The following is an 18,600-nucleotide window of genomic DNA, read 5'->3' as shown; positions in this document are numbered from 1 at the left end:
CCATGGGCCAGAAGAGTAATCCGATTGGTCTGCGTCTTCAGATCAACCGTACGTGGGACAGCCGCTGGTACGCCGAAGGGCGTGACTATGCAGGTCTGCTCGCAGAAGACATCAAGATCCGCAAGTACATCACGAAAAACCTGCCTCAGGCAGCGATTTCAAAAGTTGTGATTGAGCGTCCGGCGAAGCTTTGCCGCATCTCAATCTATGCGGCTCGTCCGGGTGTTATCATCGGCAAGAAGGGTGCAGACATTGAAAAGCTGCGAGCCAAGCTGTCGACCATGACGTCGAGCGAAGTGAAGCTGAACATCGTCGAAATCCGTAAGCCTGAAGTCGATGCGAAGCTTGTCGCACAAGGCATTGCGGATCAACTTATTCGCCGTGTGGCTTTCCGCCGCGCGATGAAACGCGCGATGCAATCCGCCATGCGTCTGGGTGCTGAAGGCATCAAGATCGTATGCGGTGGCCGTCTTGGCGGTGCTGAAATCGCTCGTGTTGAGCAGTATCGTGAAGGCCGTGTGCCGCTGCACACGCTGCGCGCAAACATCGACTATGCCGAAGCCGAAGCGCTCACCGCTTATGGCATCATCGGCATCAAGGTGTGGGTCTTCAAAGGTGAGATCCTGGGCCATGATCCGACGGCACAAGATCGCCTCATGATGGAATCGCAAACTTCGGGCGTTCGCCCCGCTCGCTGAGGGGCTCGCTAAGAGAGACAGACAATGCTGCAACCGAAGAAAACCAAATATCGCAAGGCCTTCAAGGGCAAGATCAAAGGCGATGCCAAAGGCGGCACCACGCTGAACTTTGGCTCCTATGGTCTCAAAGCGCTTGAGCCTGAGCGTATCACCGCTCGTCAGATCGAGGCGGCTCGTCGTGCCATTACGCGTGCGATGAAACGTCAGGGTCGTCTGTGGATCCGCGTGTTCCCCGACGTGCCTGTGTCGAAGAAGCCTGCCGAAGTCCGTCAGGGTAAAGGCAAAGGCTCCGTTGAATACTGGGCTGCTCGCGTGAAGCCAGGCCGTATCCTGTTCGAACTCGACGGCGTTGATGGCCAATTGGCCGCGCTCGCATTTGAGCGCGCCGCCATGAAGCTGCCGATCAAGACCAAAGTTGTTGCCCGTTTGGGTGACACATCGCACCTCGGAGGAGGCAAGTAATGGCTGATATCGCCGATCTTCGCACCAAGACAGATGATCAGCTTTCGATCCAGCTCACTGAGCTGAAGCGTGAGCAGTACAATCTGCGTTTCCAGGCTGCGACCAACCAATTGGACAACCCGTCTGAAATGCGCCGCGTCCGCCGGACGATTGCGCAGATCAAGACGCTTCAGAATGAGCGCGCTGCTTCGGCAGCGAAAGCTTGAGGGAGTAGACAATGCCGAAACGTATCCTGATCGGGACTGTCACTTCCGACAAGACCGACAAAACCGTGACCGTACTGGTCGAGCGCAAGGTGAAGCACCCGCTTTACGGGAAGATCATCCGTCGCTCGAAAAAGTATCACGCTCACGACGAGAAGAACGAATACGCCATGGGTGATGTCGTTCGTATCGAAGAGACAAAGCCAATCTCCAAAACCAAGACATGGGCTGTGAAAGACCGCGTCGTGGCTGGCGGAGTGCAGGCAATCGAGGCTGATCTGGAAGTGGCAGAAGTCACTCCAGGCGGCGCAGAGTAAGACGTAACTAGGAACTGCTGAGCCCCGGCCAGAAATCGGGTGTCCCAGCAAGCCAAGAGAAGGAACCGGATCCATGATCCAGATGCAATCCAATCTCGACGTCGCGGACAATAGCGGCGCAAAGCGCGTCCAGTGCATTAAGGTGCTGGGCGGGTCTAAGCGTCGTTTCGCTTCCGTTGGCGACGTGATCGTGGTCTCTGTGAAAGAGGCTCAACCGCGCGCTAAAGTCAAAAAGGGTGACGTTCACCGCGCTGTGATCGTCCGCACCAAGAAGGACGTTCGTCGTCCCGATGGCAGCGTGATCCGTTTTGACAGCAACGCAGCGGTTCTCGTGAACAAGAGCGAAGAGCCCATTGGCACTCGTATCTTTGGCCCTGTCGTGCGCGAACTGCGCGGACGCGGCTTCATGAAAATCATTTCGCTTGCTCCGGAGGTGCTCTGATCATGGGTGCTGCAAAGATCAAAAAAGGTGACAGCGTTGTCGTGCTGTCCGGCAAGGACAAGGGCCGCACCGGCACCGTCCAGCAGGTTATGCCCAAGGATGGCAAAGTGATTGTCGAAGGCATCAATATCGCGACCCGTCACCGCAAGCCAAGCCAGCAAAACCCGCAGAGCGGCATCGACCGTTATCCGGCGCCGATGCACCTGTCGAAAGTTGCGCTCGCCGATCCCAAGGATGGCAAGCCTACGCGCGTCCGGTTCGAAGAAAAAGACGGCAAGAAAGTGCGCGTCGCTGTAAAGAGTGGGGAGACGATCGATGGCTGATTATACGCCCCGTCTTAAGTCCAAGTACGAGGACGAAATCGTCAAGGCGATGACCGAAAAGTTCGGTTACACCAATCGCCTACAAGTCCCACGGCTTGAAAAAGTCACGCTCAACATGGGCGTTGGCGAAGCGAGCCAGGACAAGAAGAAAGTAGCCACGGCTGCTGAAGAAATGGCGCTGATCGCTGGTCAAAAGCCGGTCATCACCAAGGCGAAGAAATCGATCGCTCAGTTCAAGCTGCGCGAAGGCATGCCTATCGGTTGCAAGGTCACCTTGCGCCGTGATCGCATGTACGAATTCATGGATCGCTTGGTGACCGTTGCGATGCCGCGCATCCGTGACTTTCGTGGTCTCAACGCCAAGTCCTTTGACGGACGCGGCAATTACGCGATGGGTTTGAAAGAGCAGATCGTGTTCCCAGAGATCTCGTACGACAAGATCGAAAAAGTGCGTGGGATGGACATTATCGTCACCACCACCGCCCAAACCGATGAAGAGGCGCGCGAGCTTCTCCGTCTGTTCGGCTTCCCATTCCAGGGAATGAACGAAGAGAAGGAGGCGGCGTAATTACGCCCCCGCGCAATTCTTATGATGAACGAAACAACTCAAGAGAAGAGAGCTTAAGTCCATGGCGAAACTGAGTTCGATTAACAAAAACGAGCGCCGCAAGAAGCTCGTGAAACAGTACGCAGCGAAGTATGAGAAGCTGAAAGCGATTGCGAATGACCAATCGCTTGATGAGAGCGAGCGCCTGATGGCTCGTCTCAAAATGGCTGAACTGCCGCGCAATGCAAACCCGACCCGCGTGCGCAATCGTTGCGCCACCACCGGCCGCCCGCGCGGCTATTACCGCAAGTTCGGCATCAACCGTATCGAACTGCGCGATCTCGGCAACAAGGGCCTGATCCCAGGCCTGACCAAGTCGAGCTGGTGAGGAATTAAGATATGGCTATGACCGATCCTCTGGGTGATATGCTCACCCGCATCCGCAACGGCCAGCAGGCGAAGAAGGATAGCGTCCTTTCGCCCGCGTCGAAACTGCGTGCGAACGTTCTCGAAGTGCTTCAGCGCGAGGGCTACATCCGTGGCTACAGCGAAGACGCATCGGGCAAGCACCCAGCTCTGCGGATTGAGCTCAAATATTTCGAAGGCGAGCCTGCGATCAAGCATGTGAGCCGCGTTTCCAAGCCTGGCCGCCGCGTCTATTCGGGTTCGAAAGAACTGCCGACTGTGCGTAACGGCCTTGGCATCACCATCGTCTCGACCCCGCGTGGTGTCCTTTCGGACAACGAAGCGCGTGAGAATAACGTCGGCGGTGAAGTGCTCGCGGAGGTGTTCTGATGAGCCGCATTGGTAAGAAAGCGGTTGCGATCCCAAGCGGCGTTACCGCTACGATCGATAACGGCACGCTGAGCGTGAAGGGGCCCAAGGGCACTCTTTCCATGGGCCTGTCTGATCTTATCGACTACAAAGTCGAAGGCGATGAAATCCAGGTCAACCCGGCCAACGACACCAAGCAAGCGCGCTCCTTCTGGGGCATGCAGCGCACACTTGTGTCGAACCTGGTTGAAGGTGTGACCGAGGGCTTTTCAAAGACGCTTGAGATATCAGGTGTTGGTTATCGTGCCAAGGCACAGGGAAAGACTTTGAAGCTGGAACTGGGTTTCAGCCACGATGTCGATCTCACTGTGCCAGAAGGTCTCGAAGTGAAAACGCCGGATCAGACAACGGTCGAAATCAGCGGCATCGATAAGCAGGCCGTTGGCCAATTCGCTGCCGAAATCCGCGAGTTCCGCAAGCCTGAGCCTTACAAGGGCAAGGGTATTAAGTATCGCGGTGAGTATATCTTCCGCAAGGAAGGGAAGAAGAAGTAAGATGGCAAAGCTTTCCCTTTTTGAACGTCGCCGCCGCCGTGTCCGCACGGCTCTGCGTGCGCGCGCTGGCGATAAGCCACGTCTGTCGGTGCACCGCACTGGCCGGCATATCTATGCGCAGATCATCAACGATGCCGAAGGCAAGACGGTCGCAGCGGCGTCCACTCTTGGTGAAAAGTCATCGGGTGCAAATGTCGATGCCGCTGCCAAGGTTGGCAAAGACATCGCTGCTGCTGCGAAGAAGGCTGGCGTCACCACTGTCGTGTTTGATCGCGGCGGGTTCCTGTTTCATGGCCGCGTAAAGGCGCTGGCCGATGCCGCTCGCGAAGGCGGGCTGGAGTTCTAAGAATGGCAGACGAAAAAAAGACCGAAGAACAGCCGGCAGAAGCCAAGGTTGAAGAAGCGCTGACGCCGCAAGAGGGCGACACGATCGAGGTTCAGAAGGCCAAGGCCGACGCTGAAACTCCTGCTGTTGCGCAGACCCCTTCCGAAGCTGCTGACAATCAGTCCGCTGCTCAAGGTGCCGAAGGTCAGCCGCGTGAGCGTGGCGGACGTGGGCGCGGCGGCAATGATCGCGGTGGACGTGGTCGTGGTCGCGGAGGCCGTGACGGTGGCCGTGGTCGCCGTGAGGAAGAAGATGATGGCATCATCGAGAAGCTCGTCCACATCAACCGCGTCTCCAAGACGGTTAAGGGTGGTAAGCGCTTTGGCTTTGCAGCTCTCGTCGTTGTCGGCGATGGTCAGGGCCGCGTTGGCTTTGGCCACGGTAAAGCACGCGAAGTGCCTGAAGCGATCACGAAGGCAACTGCCGCTGCTCGTAAGAAGATGATCCGCGTCCCGCTCAAGGAAGGCCGCACGCTGCACCATGATGGCAATGGCCGTTTTGGCGCTGGCAAGGTCACCGTTCGCACCGCGCCTCCGGGAACCGGCATCATCGCTGGTGGTCCGATGCGTGCGGTATTCGAGAGCCTTGGTGTTGCAGACGTGGTGACCAAGTCGGTCGGCACATCCAACCCTTACAACATGATCCGCGCCACTTTCGAGGCGTTGACTGATCAGACTTCACCGAAGTCTGTGGCTCAGCGTCGCGGCAAGAAAGTTGCCGACCTTCTGGGTCGCGGCGGCGCCAACAAGGCAGAGGCAGAAGCCGACGCCGCAGCAGTTGTGGAGTAATCGACAATGGCTACCATCAAGATCAAGCAGATCGGTTCGCCGATCCGTCGTCCAGAAAGCCAGCGCAAGATCCTGATCGGTCTTGGGCTGAACAAGATGCACAAGATCGTCGAGCGGAAGGATACCCCTGAAGTTCGCGGCGCGATCGCCAAGATCCCGCATCTGGTTGAGGTTGTGGACTAAATATTGGAGGCCTCGCAAATGCGGGGCCTCAATCTTTCAGCGCGAAGAAAAGCGAAAGCGAGTGCAATTATGAAACTTACAGACATCCGTGACAATGCAGGCGCCCGTAAAGGCCGCATGCGTGTGGGCCGTGGTATCGGCTCTGGCAAAGGCAAAACTGCAGCGCGCGGTCAGAAGGGCCAAAAGAGCCGTTCTGGTGTGGCCATCAAAGGCTTTGAAGGCGGCCAGATGCCGCTTCACATGCGTCTGCCAAAGCGTGGCTTTAACAACCCGTTTGGCAAGGATTTTGCCGAGGTAAACATCGGCATGGTCCAGAAATGGATCGACGCGAAGAAGCTCGATGGCAAAAAAGACATCACCGAAGAAGCGCTGCGCGAATGCGGATTGGTTCGCGGCGGTAAGGACGGTGTCCGTCTGCTCGGCAAAGGCGAGATCAAAGCTAAGGCTAAATTCGTTGTTGCTGGCGCTACCAAAGGCGCAATTGCGGCGGTCGAAAAGGCTGGCGGCAGCGTCGAAGTGACCGCGCCTATCAATGCCGAAGTCAAAGCTGCGAAAGCCGCCAAGAGCGAATAATCGGATAAAAGGGCATACGAGGGGTTCGACAAAGGGCCTCTCGCTCCCTACTTAGTGTGTCTGCGCTGCGTTCGGCCTGCGAGCTGACCCAGCAGACAACCAGGATCGATAGAGCATTATGGCTTCACGCGCCGATAACATCGCAAGCAATATGAACTTGGGCAATTTTGCTCAAGCGACAGAATTGCGCCAGCGCATCTGGTTCACCATTGGTGCGCTCATTGTCTTCCGGTTTTTGAGCTTTATTCCGTTGCCCGGTGTTAACCCAGCTGCGTTGCAGAATCTCGCCGATCTTGGCCGAGGCGGAATTCTTGACATCTTCAACACGTTTTCGGGTGGTTCGCTTGAGCGGATGAGCCTGATTGCGCTGGGCGTTATGCCGTATATCACCGCGTCGATTGTGGTTCAGATGGCATCGGCGCTTCACCCAACGCTGGCAGCTCTCAAGAAAGAGGGCGCGACGGGTCGGCAAAAGCTCAACCAGTATACGCGCTATGGCACCGTGTTCCTGTGCGCGATTCAGGGTTATTTCCTCGCCTCGGGGCTTGAAAGCTTCGGCGCTGCCAATGGCATTTCCGCCGTTGTGAACCCAGGATACATGTTTCGCGTCGGCGCTGTGATCAGCCTTGTTGGCGGCACCATGTTCCTCCTCTGGCTGGGTGAGCAGATCACCTCACGCGGGATCGGCAATGGCGTTTCGCTCATAATTATGGCGGGTATCGTTGCGCAATTCCCGACCTTTGCGACCAACCTGTTCGAGGGCGGCCGCACCGGTTCGATCTCACCAACAATCATCATCGCTTTCATCGTGATGGTCGTGGTGCTGATCCTCCTCATCAGCTTTGTCGAGCGCGCACAGCGCCGCCTGTTGATCCAGTATCCCAAGCGCGCAACGCAGCGCGGTATGATGCAGGCAGACAGTTCGCACCTCCCGCTTAAGCTCAACACTGCAGGTGTTATTCCGCCGATTTTTGCAAGCTCGCTGCTGCTTTTGCCGCTGACGATTTCGCAATTCGCCGGCAACTCGGTTGATACTGACAGCACCTTTGGCGGTGTCATCGTGACGCTCAACCAATATCTTGCACACGGACAGCCGATCTACATGGCGCTCTATGGCATCGGAATCATCTTCTTCTGCTTCTTCTACACCGCAGTTGTGTTCAACCCCGAAGAGACAGCGGATAACCTCAAAAAGAATGGCGGTTTCATCCCCGGCATTCGTCCCGGCAAGCGCACGGCGGATTATCTCGAATATGTGCTGACCCGCATCACAGTGGTTGGCGCGATTTACCTGACCGCTGTCTGTGTGATCCCCGAATACATGATCGCTCAAACCGGCATTCCGCTGTTCCTTGGCGGTACGAGCTTGTTGATCGTCGTGAACGTGACGGTCGATACGCTCAGCCAGGTTCAGTCGCACCTGCTCGCGCACCAATACGGCGATCTAATCAAAAAGGCTAAATTGAAAGGTCGCATGCGGTAACGCACAAGGGCTTTTCGAAGTTACAGGAATGCGCGTGAGAGAGGCGCGCAGGAACAGGGGATGCGTTGGTGAACATCATTCTTCTTGGCCCTCCCGGGGCTGGCAAGGGTACGCAGAGCGCCGGGCTGGTTGAACGCCACGGGATGAAGCAGCTTTCCACCGGCGACATGCTGCGGGCCGCTGTCAAAGCTGAGACGCCTGTCGGGCTGGAAGCCAAAGCCGTGATGGATCGCGGCGAACTTGTGTCGGACGAGATTGTCTCTTCGCTGATTGATGAGAACCTTGCTGCAATGCCTGCAGATCAGGGCGCGATATTCGACGGATATCCGCGCACTGCTGCGCAGGCAGGTGATCTTGACCGGATCCTTGCCAAGAATGGTCGTTCGCTCGATCACGTTATTGAACTTGACGTGGATGAAGACGCTCTGGTCGAGCGTATTTGTGGTCGTTTCTCGTGTGCCAACTGCGGCGCGCTTTATCACGACACAGCGAACCCGCCTTCGAAAGAGGGCGTATGCGACACTTGTGGTTCTACCGAATTCAAGCGTCGTCCCGACGATAACGAGGAAACCGTGCGCAAACGCATGGGTGTCTATCGCGATGAGACCGCGCCCATCCTTCCAGGTTACGAGGCGCGCGGGATCGTCACCCGTGTCGATGGCATGGCTGGTATTGATGAGGTCGCTGACGCGATTGACGCTATTCTTACGTAAGCTCGGACGGGCGTCAGCTTTTCAGGCTTTACCCTGATTGATCGGTTTGCTTAGGGTCTCCTGACGGGAGAACGCTTTGCCATGCTGAACAACCTTACTCGTATCATCGCCCTTGGTGGTGCCTTGGCTGCTGCGCCAGTGCAAGCGGAAGTCACGCGAACGACTGACAATGGTTTCACCACGCGCGATGAGGCGGTTGTCGAAGCGACACCCAAGGCCGTTTGGCTCTCTCTGATTTCTCCAGCGGATTGGTGGAATTCAGATCACACCTGGTCAGGCGATGCCGGCAATCTGACGCTAATGCCGCAAGCGGGCGGATGCTTCTGCGAGAAAATCCCGGAGGTTGACGAACCCGACCGCTTCACGCTCGAAGGGAGCGTTGAGCATATGCAGGTGATCCAGGCCTATCCAGAAAGCGCGCTCAGAATGCGTGGGGCTCTGGGGCCGCTTCAAAGCGAGCCGGTCACGGGCATTCTCACCATTGCGATCAGCGAAGTCGATGAAGGCACGCGGATCGTGTGGGAGTATAATGTCGGCGGCGAAATGCGATACGAAGTGGCCGAGATTGCCAAGGCGGTGGATGGAGTGATGAGCCAGCAATTGTCAGGTCTTGTCGATAAGCTCGGCCGCGTCTCGGGACCGCAAACCGATCTTGCCCCTCAAGAAGAAGTGGGCGATGCAGAAGCAGCCGAGGATGAAACGCCAAGCGACGAGGAAGAAGAGACTAAGCCCTCTGTAGAAGATGCCTTCGGCGATTTGTCACAAGAGGCTGAGCTCGAATAATCAACGCACCAGCGCTCGGCTAAATCCTATTGCACTTGCGCACGCAGGTTCAACGTAAAGGCCGGATCGCCGCTACCCGTGTCGCCAAACATGAAACCTGTGGGGCGAATGCGGATAAAGCGAACGCTCGGATCGGTTCCGTCTCCGCTATCAACGGGCTGATACGAAAAGTTCACGCCGTCCTGTGAGAATTCAAAGCAATCCGTAGTGCTCGCAAACGAGACGAAGGTGCAGGTCATGCCAGTGGGCGGCGCGCCATCGGTGAAAACGATTGGTCCCGAGCCTGGCCCCGCAAAATCGCTCAACACCAGCGCCAGTTCGGCAGGCAGTTCCTCGGTCACAAGCACACTGCCAAGATTGGGCGGGGCATTGCCAGAATTGGTTACGGTGATGAGATAGGTGACGATCGCATCGGGAATACCAAATGCACCTCCAAGCCCGTCATCAGTGGCCGTGCGTGCTTTTACCACGTCCAGAGATGCTGCCAGATTGGCATGGAAACTTTGGGAGAATGCAATGATGGACGCGCTTTCTGCATCGGCAACCGCCACGCCGCGTTCGTTATCCTGATTCCGGTCTTCATCAACCCTCAGCGAAATGGTATTCGAGTTGATCGTGCAGTAACGCAGCCAACCGCCATCATCGTTGTTTCGAGAGATCTTTTTCGCAATCACAATTGGATTGCTGGCACCTGTCAGGCCGTGCGAATTCGTAAAGCAACCATTGTCCCAGCCGCGTATGTTGGCGGGGGTGTTGCGAGTGCTCCAATTGATTGTCGTCCCGCCCGTATCGGGAAAACTGCTGTTCAAGCCCGCTGGAAAAGCGATCCAGCCGATTTGTTCAGCTGATGGGAAGGGGCCGCTATTGGCCTGGCTGCGATCAATCGCGAGCTGAAATCCGGTCGCGCTCAGGTTTTGTGCAATCGAGGAGATATGCGGCCGGGAGCTTTGGCTTGCGACATTGCGGGTCTCGCTGTTTGCGGTTTGCAGATGATGCACAACCATGGGCGTGCCTGAAATTGGCTGAGAAAAGGTGATATTGGCCCAGCTACGCGTTCCACCTGTAAAGCCTGTGCCGAACTGCACATTGGAAAGCGTTACTCGGCCTGCTTCGATCACAGTGCCATCGGGCAGCACATGGCGGCCCGGCTCCACTGCAATATACTGGATCGCCATCGATATATGGCGCCCGTCCCAATTGTCGGGCTCGAGCGCCAGTTCGTCAAAGCCGGTTGTCGTGACGTTCGTGATTCTGATGGTGGAAGAATTGTTGCCACTTTGTGAGGGCAGCGCGACAACGATGGGTGGCTGGTCGAATGGCTGCTGGAAGTTGACCCGTGTGGGGAGACGCGACCCGGAAATCGTGTCGTTCGAATTGAACGTACCCGCCTCGATGCGACCGGCGGTGGCTGCAGTGGTATTCAGCACCGCGAAAAGCCCCGCAACAGCAATGATCGCAAGGCAGTGTCGCTTTATGCGAAAGAGAGCTTGATAGGGACTTCTCTCCATAGAGCCGTAATTAAAGTCGTATGGTTAACGAATTATAGGATTCTTGCGGCGTGCAATGTAAGAAGATGTGTCGCAAATCGGCATGTGGAGAAGTGGGAATTGGCTTTGCCGCAAATTTCCTCTATTCATGCCCCTTGAAAGACGAGCGTTTCGGACCATTTTGATGGCTCGAACCAGAGCGCTCGCCTCGCCTGTTGACGCGCGCTGCGAATCCTCGTAAGCGCGCGCTTCATTCGACACTTTCGAATCTCGTCCGGCAGCCGCTGCCCTCGCAGTGCGCAAACCGGACTTTTGTCGTTTAAGGCAAGATCGAATTTGGCGAGTTGTTTGAGCGTCGAGATAGGGCCGTGATCAAATTCGCAAAGCCCTGTGGAGCATGGAGAAGAACTAAGTGGCTCGTATTGCCGGGGTAAACATCCCCACAAACAAGCGCGTTATTATTGCGCTGACATATATTCACGGGATTGGCCGCACAACGGCTGTCCAGATCGCTGACAAGCTTGGCATTCCGCACACCGCACGCGTGCAAGATCTGACTGATGAGGAAGTTCTGCGCATTCGTGAGACGATTGATGCCGATCACATGGTGGAAGGCGACCTTCGCCGTGAAACCGCGATGAACATTAAGCGTCTGATGGACCTGCGTTCATATCGCGGCCTGCGTCACCGTAACCAGCTGCCCGTTCGCGGTCAGCGTACGCACACCAATGCCCGCACCCGCAAGGGCAAGGCCAAGCCGATCGCTGGGAAGAAGAAGTAAGCTCTGGATTTTTCAGATACGCTTTTTCCTTCTCCCTTTCGAATAAGGAACCGAAACAATGGCACGCGAACCCGGCAAAGTAAGACGCCGCGACCGTAAAAACATCACAAGCGGCGTTGCGCACATCAACGCCAGCTTCAACAACACCATGATCACCATCACCGATGCACAGGGCAATGCGATCAGCTGGTCCTCTGCTGGCATGATGGGCTTTAAGGGTAGCCGTAAGTCTACCCCTTATGCAGCCCAGGTTGCCGCCGATGATGCGGGCAAGAAAGCCGCAGAACACGGTGTGCGCACTCTCGAAGTGGAAGTGAAAGGACCAGGCTCGGGCCGTGAAAGCGCGCTTCGTGGTCTGGCCGCTGTGGGCTTCAACATCACATCCATCCGCGATGTGACGCCGATCCCGCACAACGGCGTGCGCCCGTCCAAGCGTCGCCGCGTCTGATCCGTCTCAAGTGCGGGGAGCCTCGCCGCTTCCCACACTCCCTCCGGCGGGTTTGGCAAGCAGTATCGCCCAACAGTTTGCTTGCCGCTCGCACCAAAATTTGAACCGCTTACGATAAGCGAATTAGGGGAAATCCATGTCCGTCAATACGAAGAACTGGCAGGAACTGAAGAAACCCAACGCTCTTGAAATCAAGGAAGGCTCCGACAAGCAACGCAAAGTGACTTTTGTCGCTGAACCGCTTGAGCGCGGCTTTGGCCTCACACTTGGCAACGCTTTGCGCCGTGTGCTGCTTTCCTCGCTTCAGGGCGCCGCGATCACATCGATCAAGATTGAAAACGTACTGCACGAATTCTCGTCGCTTGCCGGCGTACGTGAAGACGTGACCGACATCGTTCTCAACGTGAAGCAAATCGCGCTGAAGATGGAAGGCGAAGGCCCCAAGCGACTGCAGCTTTCGATGACTGGCCCTGCTGAAGTGAAAGCAGGTGATATCGCTGTAACCGGCGACATCGAAGTGATGAACAAAGACCTCGTCCTGTGCCACCTTGACGAAGGTGCGACGCTCAACATGGAGCTGACCGCTGACGTTGGTAAGGGGTACGCGCCTGCCGTGCAGAACCGCCCCGCGGATGCGCCGATTGGCCTGATCCCTGTGGATTCGCTCTACTCGCCTGTTCGTCAGGTGAGCTACAAGGTCGAAAACGCACGTGTTGGCCAGGAGCTTGACTATGACAAGCTGAGCCTGACTGTCGAAACCGATGGCACGGTAACGCCTGACGATGCGGTCGCTTATGCCGCGCGCATTTTGCAGGACCAGCTGACATTGTTCGTCCACTTCGAAGATGGCATCCCGCAGCCTCAGTCCGCAATGATCGGTCAGGCCGCTCAGCCGCAGGAAGACGATGCAAACCAGCTCAACCGTTACCTCCTCAAAAAGGTCGACGAGTTGGAACTGTCGGTTCGCAGTGCAAACTGCCTCAAAAACGACAACATCATCTACATCGGCGATTTGGTTCAGAAAACCGAAGCCGAAATGCTGCGCACGCCAAACTTTGGCCGCAAGTCCTTGAACGAGATCAAGGAAGTGCTCTCAAGTATGGGTCTGCGTCTCGGCATGGACATCCCCGGATGGCCGCCTGAGAACATTGAAGAAATGGCGAAGAAGTTGGAACAGGAACTTCTTGGTTAAACAGGTTCCGGCGGCGCACCTGAAGCGCCGCCAGCACTGGGCTACCTCACACGGGCCCTTTTCGAACGAAGGAAAACAAAATGCGTCACGGAATTTCACAGCGCAAACTCTCGCGCAAGTCGGGCCACCGCAAGGCTCTCTTCCGCAATATGGCGGCTGCTCTTATCAAGCACGAGCAGATCATCACCACACAGGCCAAGGCGAAAGAACTTCGTCCTTATGTCGAAAAGCTGGTGACACTTGCCAAGCGTGGTGGCCTTTCGAACCGTCGTCTGGCGATGACGCGTCTGCAGGACGAAACGCAGCTCAAGAAGCTATTTGATGTTCTGGCCGAGCGCTATTCTGATCGCGACGGCGGCTACACCCGCGTGATCAAGGCCGGATATCGCGACAGCGATGCGGCTCCGATCGCCGTGATCGAATTTGTCGACCGCGATGAAGAAGCGCGCGGCCAGGATTCCGGTCCGGACATGAGCGAAGTTGACGAGTACGCTGAAGCCGAAGCGTAAACTTCTCCGAAGAAACACAGAAAGGGCCGGCGCAGCAATGCGCTGGCCCTTTTCTTTTGGGCGGTGCTCTCTAGGGTCTGTGTTCATGAAGACACTCACGCTTACCGCCGCTTCCGCCGCACTCGTCCTGTCGTCCGCTTGTGCCGAGGCACAGAGCCAGCAGGATCGCCTTGATGCGAGATATGATCGTGCGCTGGCTGCCGGTTACAAGGCGCTCTTCCTGTGCAGCGCGATTGCTCATGCTGAAGCAGCGGGCACCACTCGAACCCCTGAAAGCGTGCACGAATGGGAATTGACCGGCATTTATCCCGCGCTCGATCCAATTGTCCGCGACCTTGAATATGAGATTGTGCGTCGTCCAACGGGACAAATCGCACATGTGCAGGTCGACTGGGCGGAAGATATGCCTGATCGCGTGGCAGCCTATTATGGTGATGATACCGGCTGTTCGGTCCTGCCCATCGGCGCACCTGAGAACACCAGCGAGCCCACCGAGGGCCAGCCGTTAACGCAGCTGAGAACCCGCGAATCGGCGGTCAATTACCCGACGGCTGACGGAGCGGCGGCCGACCTAGCTGCCATTGAAGCCGATGCGTTTTCTGGCAGCACTTATGGCGATGGGGCGCGCACGACAGCGATCTACATCCTGAAGGATGGGCAGCGAGTATCGGAGGGTTATGCTCCCGGCTTCAGCGAAAACACTCCCCAGCGCACTTGGTCTGTTGCGAAGAGCATTGCTGCCACTTTCGTGGGTGCTGCTGTGCAAAGCGGGGAATACAGCGTCGATGATCCGATCGCGATCAATTACTGGCGACGAGGCGGTCAAACCGATACTCGCAATGCCATAACCATTGATCTCGCGCTTCGCATGGCGTCAGGTCGCTATTCCGATACTCCTGGCAATCGCACTGATCCGCTCTACTGGGGCGGGACCACAGTTGATGAGCGCGCCACAAATTGGCCGATGATCGCCAAGCCCGGCACTCAGTATCGCTATGCCAATAACGACACTCTGACGGCGGTGAAGGCGATTGACGGATATCTGCAATACTACCCAGCGCCTGAGCTTTTCGAAAAGATCGGAATGACCGACACAGTCGCGGAAACAGATATTCGAGGGAACTATGTCCTCTCTAGCCAAGTTTGGACGACTGCGCGTGATCTTGCGACGCTCGGCCAGCTATACCTCAATGATGGGGTGCTACCTGATGGGGAACGCCTGCTGCCTGAGGGGTGGGGCGAATATGTATCCCGTATGAGCGGACCTCAGCCCGAAACCGGGAATTACGGTTATGGCGCAGGTTGGTGGACCTTCAAGCATCCCGATCGCGATGTTCATGAAGGCATTCCTGACGATGCTTTTCTCGCTCGCGGCAATCGTGGGCAATATCTCGTCATAGTTCCATCTCGCAACGTGGTGATTGTCCGGCGAGGGGAGGACATGGTGGGCACGCGCTTTGATATCGCGGCATTTACAAGAGACGTGCTTTCAGCGCTTGAAGAATGACATCCAAGGGTTTCGTTCAGCAAGCCCATCCGGAACAGTGTGTCCAACTGCGAACGTTCATGTAAAATACGATTTATCTGAACGTCCGCTGCAAATCTCGCTCAGAATCACATCAGGTTTGTTCATCTAAAAGGCTCTCACAGTGAACGGATATTCTTCCGCCACTGAGAAACCCGAGGATCAAACCTATGACGAAATTTAAGAAAACTCTCGCCAAGGGCACACTCGGGACTGTCGCGGCTGGCGCGATGGCTCTCGGAAGTGCCACTCCTGCCATGGCTGATGACCGCCGCGGCGGCATCGATGCAGGGGACGTAATCGCCGGTGCAGTGATTGTGGGTGGGATTGCCGCGCTTGCCGGTGCATTTGATGGCGACCGTGATCGCCGAGGCCATTGGCGTGATGGCCGCTGGGATCGCGGCGATCGCCACTGGCGCGGAGGCCGCCATTTCAGAGGCAACCGCTTTAACGGCCGCCGCGCAGTCGAACGCTGTGTCCGCGTAGCCGAGCGACAAGCCCGCAGGTTCGGTGGATATCGCTTTGCCGATGTGACCGAGATCCGCGATGTCGATCGCCGCCGCGATGGCTTCCGCGTAAAGGGCCGTATGCAAGTCGAAGGCTTTAGAGGTCGCGGCTATGGCTATGGAAATCGCGGATTTGATCGCGGCCGGTTCACCTGCTGGTTCGATGGTCGCGGCCGACCTTATGTTGAATTCCGAGGTATTCGCGGCCTCCGCTAAACAAACACCAACTCCTCTAGGGTGGGGTCAAGGAAGCGCTCCGGGTCTGACAAGGCTCGGGGCGTTTCACATTTCGTGAGCGATTTATCCGGACAAACCTTCGCGCGACAGGTTCTATTCAGGAAACGCTAAGCCTTTGTGCCCCATGCCACTTGCCACAACAAGGCGCGTGGTGGCCGCCTGCATTCGATTAACGAGAAGGGGGCACACATGGCTCACACTTTGCGTATCGGGGCAATGGCCGGACTTTTGGCATCAGCCGCGATGACAATCACTCCCGCACACGCTGCGGAACTTCCCAGCAATCTTAGTAGCGCAAAGCACAACACGCTCTTTACCGAGTTTGAAATCCCGCGTCCGGGAGACAGCCTTAGCGAAGTCAATGAATGGCGCCGCTGGGGCCGTTGGCGTGGCCGCGGATGGCGGCGCGGCTGGCGCAGGCATCGCGGCGTGCGCGCTGGCGACGTTCTGGCAGGTGTCGCGATAATCGGCGGAATTGCCGCCATTGCAAGCGCTGCAAACAACAACAATCGCCGTGACCGCTATGATCGTCGGCGGGATCGTGATCGCGATTGGCAACAGGATCAGGAACTGCGCGAACTGCGCGAGCAAAACCGCGAACAACAGCGCGAGCTTGAATATCTGCGTTCGCGCGGGGTTGAGGTTGAGCGATATCGCGGACGCGGTGCAGAGGAACGCTTTCCAGAAGAGCAACGCAGAGCAGTTGCACCAATCGGTATCGATGGCGCGATCGACACCTGCACCGACGTCGCAGCCCGTGATGGCGCAGTTAGGGATGTTGACGGCGTAGAGCGCACTGGCAGCGGTTGGTCCGTTCGCGGCACTATAGAAGGCGGTGAAGCTTTTGATTGCCGCATCTCGAACGATGGCCGGATCGAAGCGCTCAATTACGGCAGTGGCTTTCGCGGCGCGCAAGAAAGCGATCGTTTCGATGGCTATGCGAACCGCGCCGAAGGGCAGTTAAGCGATGATAGCTACGCCAATGCGCGGCTCGCCCTCGCAGAGCGCGCGGACGTGCGTGAGCCTCTTGACGCTCGTTTTGCTGACAGTTCTACAACTCGCAGCACAGCTTGGCCAGCCTATCCAGGCGGTCTGGTTCCCGGGGAGACCATCCCCGAAACCATCGATGGCGATCTCTGAAAAGGGGTAGGGGCATATCGCGCTTCGCACTGACGCTGCGCGAATAGAAATTCAGCCTTTTCCGCTGCATGTGTCCTCTGCAGCGGAAGTGCCTGGCGGCGGATCAGTTTGCTTTTCAAGCAGGTTGGTCCGCCGTTCGCTTTTATTGGCAAGGACGGGCTAGCTGGCCTCTTCAGGAGGTTCGCTGCGACCATAACTTGGAAGCGCCAATTCAAACCGTATGGCAGCCGCGCGAAGGCAGAAACCTGCAACAAACGCGGCGCCCCAGATCGCCGCATCTACGATACCGATCGCCTCGGCAAACATCATGCCCAGAACGGTGATGGCTGAACTCAATGCTGCGGCTGTCACATACAATTCGGGCTGCATGATAATCGATGGCCGCCCGGCAACGACATCGCGGATAACTCCGCCCACACACCCCGTGATAATCCCCATTAGCGCCGCCGGCACGGGCGGGATGCCATACGCAATGGCCTTTGCGCTGCCGAGCACGGCATAGGCTGCAAGCCCGATGGCATCGGCGTAGTCGAGCAATTTGCCATCCCACACCTTCACCGGCGTAAACCAGGCGATTAAGGCCATGGCTAGGCAGACGACCGCCACCCAAGGGTCCGTCATCCAGAATACCGGCGCATCGATCAAAAGATCGCGCACCGTTCCGCCGCCAACGCCCGTGACAAGCGCGAAGAATGCCATGGTCACAAAGGTCTGCCGCTCATGCGCAGCAACAAGCGCGCCTGAAAGCGCAAAGATCGCAATTCCGGCAATATCGAGCCAGTCGAGGATCGGAGTGAGGACAGCTTCGTTCATTGTGGCCTGGATCTCACGCGGGATTTCCGGCGGCGAAACATCAACACGCAGCCGATAAGGGCGCCCGTCAACGAAAGCGCTGCAAACAGGATCAGGATCGGGTGACTGGTCGCCTCACGCTCAGACAAGTCCATGATGTGCAGGCCCCAGGCCAGGTCGAACCATCGCCACCACTGGGTGCGAACAGCTTCAATCTCGCCAGTGTCACGGCCGATATACACATGGGTTCCGTCCTCCAGGGCAACTTGCCAAACCGGCATGGGACGGCGGAAATCAAAGGGCACTTCATTTGCGGCGAAGAATGTGACTGAGCGGACCTGATCGCCGCTATCTATCCGTTTCGCTGCCAATGCGCGGGCGCTGTTAGCGTCTAGCGGGGCGAGGGGCTCTCCGCTCGCGACATCGACGCGGCGCGTCACACCGTCGAGCGTCGTCAGGATCGCGACAGCGCGCCCATCCTGCATGGTCACTCGCATCTCTTTCAACTGCGCATCTTCTGTGGCGAGTGGGCTGTCTGCAATGACCAGCGGGGCCTGTGATACCGGCAAACGCAAATGCTCGCCGCGCACTTCTTCAATCGGCTTGATCGTCATGAACAGCCCGCTGGCGAGCCACATGACGATCGGAACACCCACCAGCCAGCCGAGCCAGATGTGGTATTTGGCGAGGGTCCTCATGACGCTGCCGCGCGCGCTTGGGATTGTTCAGTCATGGCCGCCCTCTGGCCTGAAGCG

The 18,600-nt window shown here is 57.2% G+C and carries 27 protein-coding genes; 24 read left to right on the top strand and 3 right to left on the bottom strand.

Features of this window, described 5'->3' with window-relative positions; genetic code table 11:
* Window positions 1-2 precede the first annotated feature (2 nt).
* The 17 genes from rpsC (at window position 3) to AUC45_RS04110 (ending at window position 9,228) form a co-directional block, all read left to right on the top strand.
* Window positions 3-698 (top strand): 30S ribosomal protein S3, encoded by a 696-nt coding sequence (gene rpsC, locus AUC45_RS04190; RefSeq protein WP_067598517.1) that lies wholly within the window; start codon window positions 3-5, stop codon window positions 696-698.
* A 24-nt stretch (window positions 699-722) separates the two neighbouring features.
* Complete coding sequence (rplP, locus tag AUC45_RS04185; RefSeq protein WP_067598514.1) at window positions 723-1,160, top strand: 50S ribosomal protein L16; 438 nt, start codon at window positions 723-725, stop codon at window positions 1,158-1,160.
* Window positions 1,160-1,366, top strand: coding sequence for a 50S ribosomal protein L29 (gene rpmC / locus AUC45_RS04180; protein ID WP_067598511.1), 207 nt, complete (start codon window positions 1,160-1,162; stop codon window positions 1,364-1,366). Before rplP ends, rpmC begins: the two co-directional genes overlap by 1 nt.
* A gap of 11 nt (window positions 1,367-1,377) precedes the next feature.
* Window positions 1,378-1,680: a 30S ribosomal protein S17 gene (gene rpsQ, locus AUC45_RS04175; RefSeq protein ID WP_067598508.1), complete on the top strand. Its 303-nt coding sequence runs from the start codon at window positions 1,378-1,380 to the stop codon at window positions 1,678-1,680.
* A gap of 73 nt (window positions 1,681-1,753) precedes the next feature.
* Complete coding sequence (rplN, locus tag AUC45_RS04170; protein WP_010411138.1) at window positions 1,754-2,122, top strand: 50S ribosomal protein L14; 369 nt, start codon at window positions 1,754-1,756, stop codon at window positions 2,120-2,122.
* Between the two features lie 2 nt (window positions 2,123-2,124).
* Complete coding sequence (rplX, locus tag AUC45_RS04165) at window positions 2,125-2,445, top strand: 50S ribosomal protein L24 (protein WP_067598505.1); 321 nt, start codon at window positions 2,125-2,127, stop codon at window positions 2,443-2,445.
* The gene (gene rplE / locus AUC45_RS04160) at window positions 2,438-3,013 is read left to right on the top strand and encodes a 50S ribosomal protein L5 (RefSeq protein WP_067598502.1); all 576 of its coding nucleotides are present in this window, start codon (window positions 2,438-2,440) and stop codon (window positions 3,011-3,013) included. Before rplX ends, rplE begins: the two co-directional genes overlap by 8 nt.
* Window positions 3,014-3,074: 61 nt before the next feature.
* Window positions 3,075-3,380, top strand: coding sequence for a 30S ribosomal protein S14 (gene rpsN / locus AUC45_RS04155; RefSeq protein WP_067598499.1), 306 nt, complete (start codon window positions 3,075-3,077; stop codon window positions 3,378-3,380).
* 11 nt (window positions 3,381-3,391) lie between these two features.
* Window positions 3,392-3,787, top strand: coding sequence for a 30S ribosomal protein S8 (gene rpsH, locus AUC45_RS04150; protein ID WP_067598496.1), 396 nt, complete (start codon window positions 3,392-3,394; stop codon window positions 3,785-3,787).
* Window positions 3,787-4,320 carry a 50S ribosomal protein L6 gene (rplF, locus tag AUC45_RS04145; RefSeq protein WP_067598493.1) on the top strand — a complete coding sequence of 178 codons (534 nt, stop codon included), beginning with the start codon at window positions 3,787-3,789 and terminating at the stop codon, window positions 4,318-4,320. The genes rpsH and rplF overlap by 1 nt, the downstream gene beginning before the upstream one ends.
* 1 nt (window position 4,321) lies before the next feature.
* Window positions 4,322-4,666 (top strand): 50S ribosomal protein L18, encoded by a 345-nt coding sequence (gene rplR, locus AUC45_RS04140; RefSeq protein ID WP_067598490.1) that lies wholly within the window; start codon window positions 4,322-4,324, stop codon window positions 4,664-4,666.
* Between the two features lie 2 nt (window positions 4,667-4,668).
* Window positions 4,669-5,493 (top strand): 30S ribosomal protein S5, encoded by an 825-nt coding sequence (rpsE, locus tag AUC45_RS15945; protein WP_156423734.1) that lies wholly within the window; start codon window positions 4,669-4,671, stop codon window positions 5,491-5,493.
* A 6-nt stretch (window positions 5,494-5,499) separates the two neighbouring features.
* Window positions 5,500-5,676, top strand: a complete 177-nt coding sequence (rpmD, locus tag AUC45_RS04130) for a 50S ribosomal protein L30 (protein WP_067598487.1) — start codon at window positions 5,500-5,502, stop codon at window positions 5,674-5,676.
* A gap of 69 nt (window positions 5,677-5,745) precedes the next feature.
* Entirely contained in the window at window positions 5,746-6,249 is a 504-nt protein-coding gene (rplO, locus tag AUC45_RS04125) for a 50S ribosomal protein L15 (RefSeq protein WP_067599068.1), read from the top strand.
* Between the two features lie 118 nt (window positions 6,250-6,367).
* Window positions 6,368-7,732 (top strand): preprotein translocase subunit SecY, encoded by a 1,365-nt coding sequence (secY, locus tag AUC45_RS04120; RefSeq protein WP_067598484.1) that lies wholly within the window; start codon window positions 6,368-6,370, stop codon window positions 7,730-7,732.
* A 68-nt stretch (window positions 7,733-7,800) separates the two neighbouring features.
* Complete coding sequence (locus tag AUC45_RS04115) at window positions 7,801-8,445, top strand: adenylate kinase (protein WP_067599067.1); 645 nt, start codon at window positions 7,801-7,803, stop codon at window positions 8,443-8,445.
* Between the two features lie 81 nt (window positions 8,446-8,526).
* Window positions 8,527-9,228 (top strand): hypothetical protein, encoded by a 702-nt coding sequence (locus tag AUC45_RS04110; protein ID WP_067598481.1) that lies wholly within the window; start codon window positions 8,527-8,529, stop codon window positions 9,226-9,228.
* A 26-nt stretch (window positions 9,229-9,254) separates the two neighbouring features.
* Here the strand turns inward: AUC45_RS04110 and AUC45_RS04105 are convergent, their stop codons facing one another.
* Window positions 9,255-10,655, bottom strand: coding sequence for an H-type lectin domain-containing protein (locus AUC45_RS04105; RefSeq protein ID WP_197409502.1), 1,401 nt, complete (start codon window positions 10,653-10,655; stop codon window positions 9,255-9,257).
* Window positions 10,656-11,127: 472 nt separating this feature from the next.
* Between AUC45_RS04105 and rpsM the strand changes: the two genes are divergently transcribed.
* The 7 genes from rpsM (at window position 11,128) to AUC45_RS04070 (ending at window position 17,053) form a co-directional block, all read left to right on the top strand.
* Window positions 11,128-11,496: a 30S ribosomal protein S13 gene (gene rpsM / locus AUC45_RS04100; protein ID WP_067598475.1), complete on the top strand. Its 369-nt coding sequence runs from the start codon at window positions 11,128-11,130 to the stop codon at window positions 11,494-11,496.
* A gap of 58 nt (window positions 11,497-11,554) precedes the next feature.
* Entirely contained in the window at window positions 11,555-11,944 is a 390-nt protein-coding gene (gene rpsK / locus AUC45_RS04095) for a 30S ribosomal protein S11 (protein WP_007164597.1), read from the top strand.
* Window positions 11,945-12,080: 136 nt separating this feature from the next.
* Window positions 12,081-13,136 carry a DNA-directed RNA polymerase subunit alpha gene (locus AUC45_RS04090; RefSeq protein ID WP_067598473.1) on the top strand — a complete coding sequence of 352 codons (1,056 nt, stop codon included), beginning with the start codon at window positions 12,081-12,083 and terminating at the stop codon, window positions 13,134-13,136.
* A gap of 80 nt (window positions 13,137-13,216) precedes the next feature.
* Window positions 13,217-13,645, top strand: a complete 429-nt coding sequence (gene rplQ, locus AUC45_RS04085) for a 50S ribosomal protein L17 (RefSeq protein ID WP_067598470.1) — start codon at window positions 13,217-13,219, stop codon at window positions 13,643-13,645.
* An 85-nt stretch (window positions 13,646-13,730) separates the two neighbouring features.
* Entirely contained in the window at window positions 13,731-15,152 is a 1,422-nt protein-coding gene (locus tag AUC45_RS04080; protein ID WP_067598467.1) for a serine hydrolase, read from the top strand.
* A gap of 188 nt (window positions 15,153-15,340) precedes the next feature.
* Complete coding sequence (locus AUC45_RS04075) at window positions 15,341-15,892, top strand: hypothetical protein (protein WP_067598464.1); 552 nt, start codon at window positions 15,341-15,343, stop codon at window positions 15,890-15,892.
* Between the two features lie 210 nt (window positions 15,893-16,102).
* On the top strand, window positions 16,103-17,053 hold the full coding sequence (locus AUC45_RS04070) for a hypothetical protein (protein ID WP_156423733.1): 951 nt from the start codon (window positions 16,103-16,105) through the stop codon (window positions 17,051-17,053).
* Between the two features lie 159 nt (window positions 17,054-17,212).
* On the opposite strand, the gene AUC45_RS04065 is transcribed toward AUC45_RS04070, so the two are convergent.
* On the bottom strand, window positions 17,213-17,866 hold the full coding sequence (locus tag AUC45_RS04065) for a trimeric intracellular cation channel family protein (RefSeq protein WP_067598458.1): 654 nt from the start codon (window positions 17,864-17,866) through the stop codon (window positions 17,213-17,215).
* A complete protein-coding gene (locus AUC45_RS04060; RefSeq protein WP_067598455.1) occupies window positions 17,863-18,543 on the bottom strand; it encodes a hypothetical protein in 681 nt (226 codons plus the stop codon). The genes AUC45_RS04065 and AUC45_RS04060 overlap by 4 nt, the downstream gene beginning before the upstream one ends.
* Window positions 18,544-18,600: the final 57 nt, after the last annotated feature.

The organism is Erythrobacter sp. YT30, assembly GCF_001542875.1.
Taxonomy (GTDB): Bacteria; Pseudomonadota; Alphaproteobacteria; order Sphingomonadales; family Sphingomonadaceae; genus Erythrobacter.
This window is presented reverse-complemented; position numbering and strand designations above follow the sequence as displayed.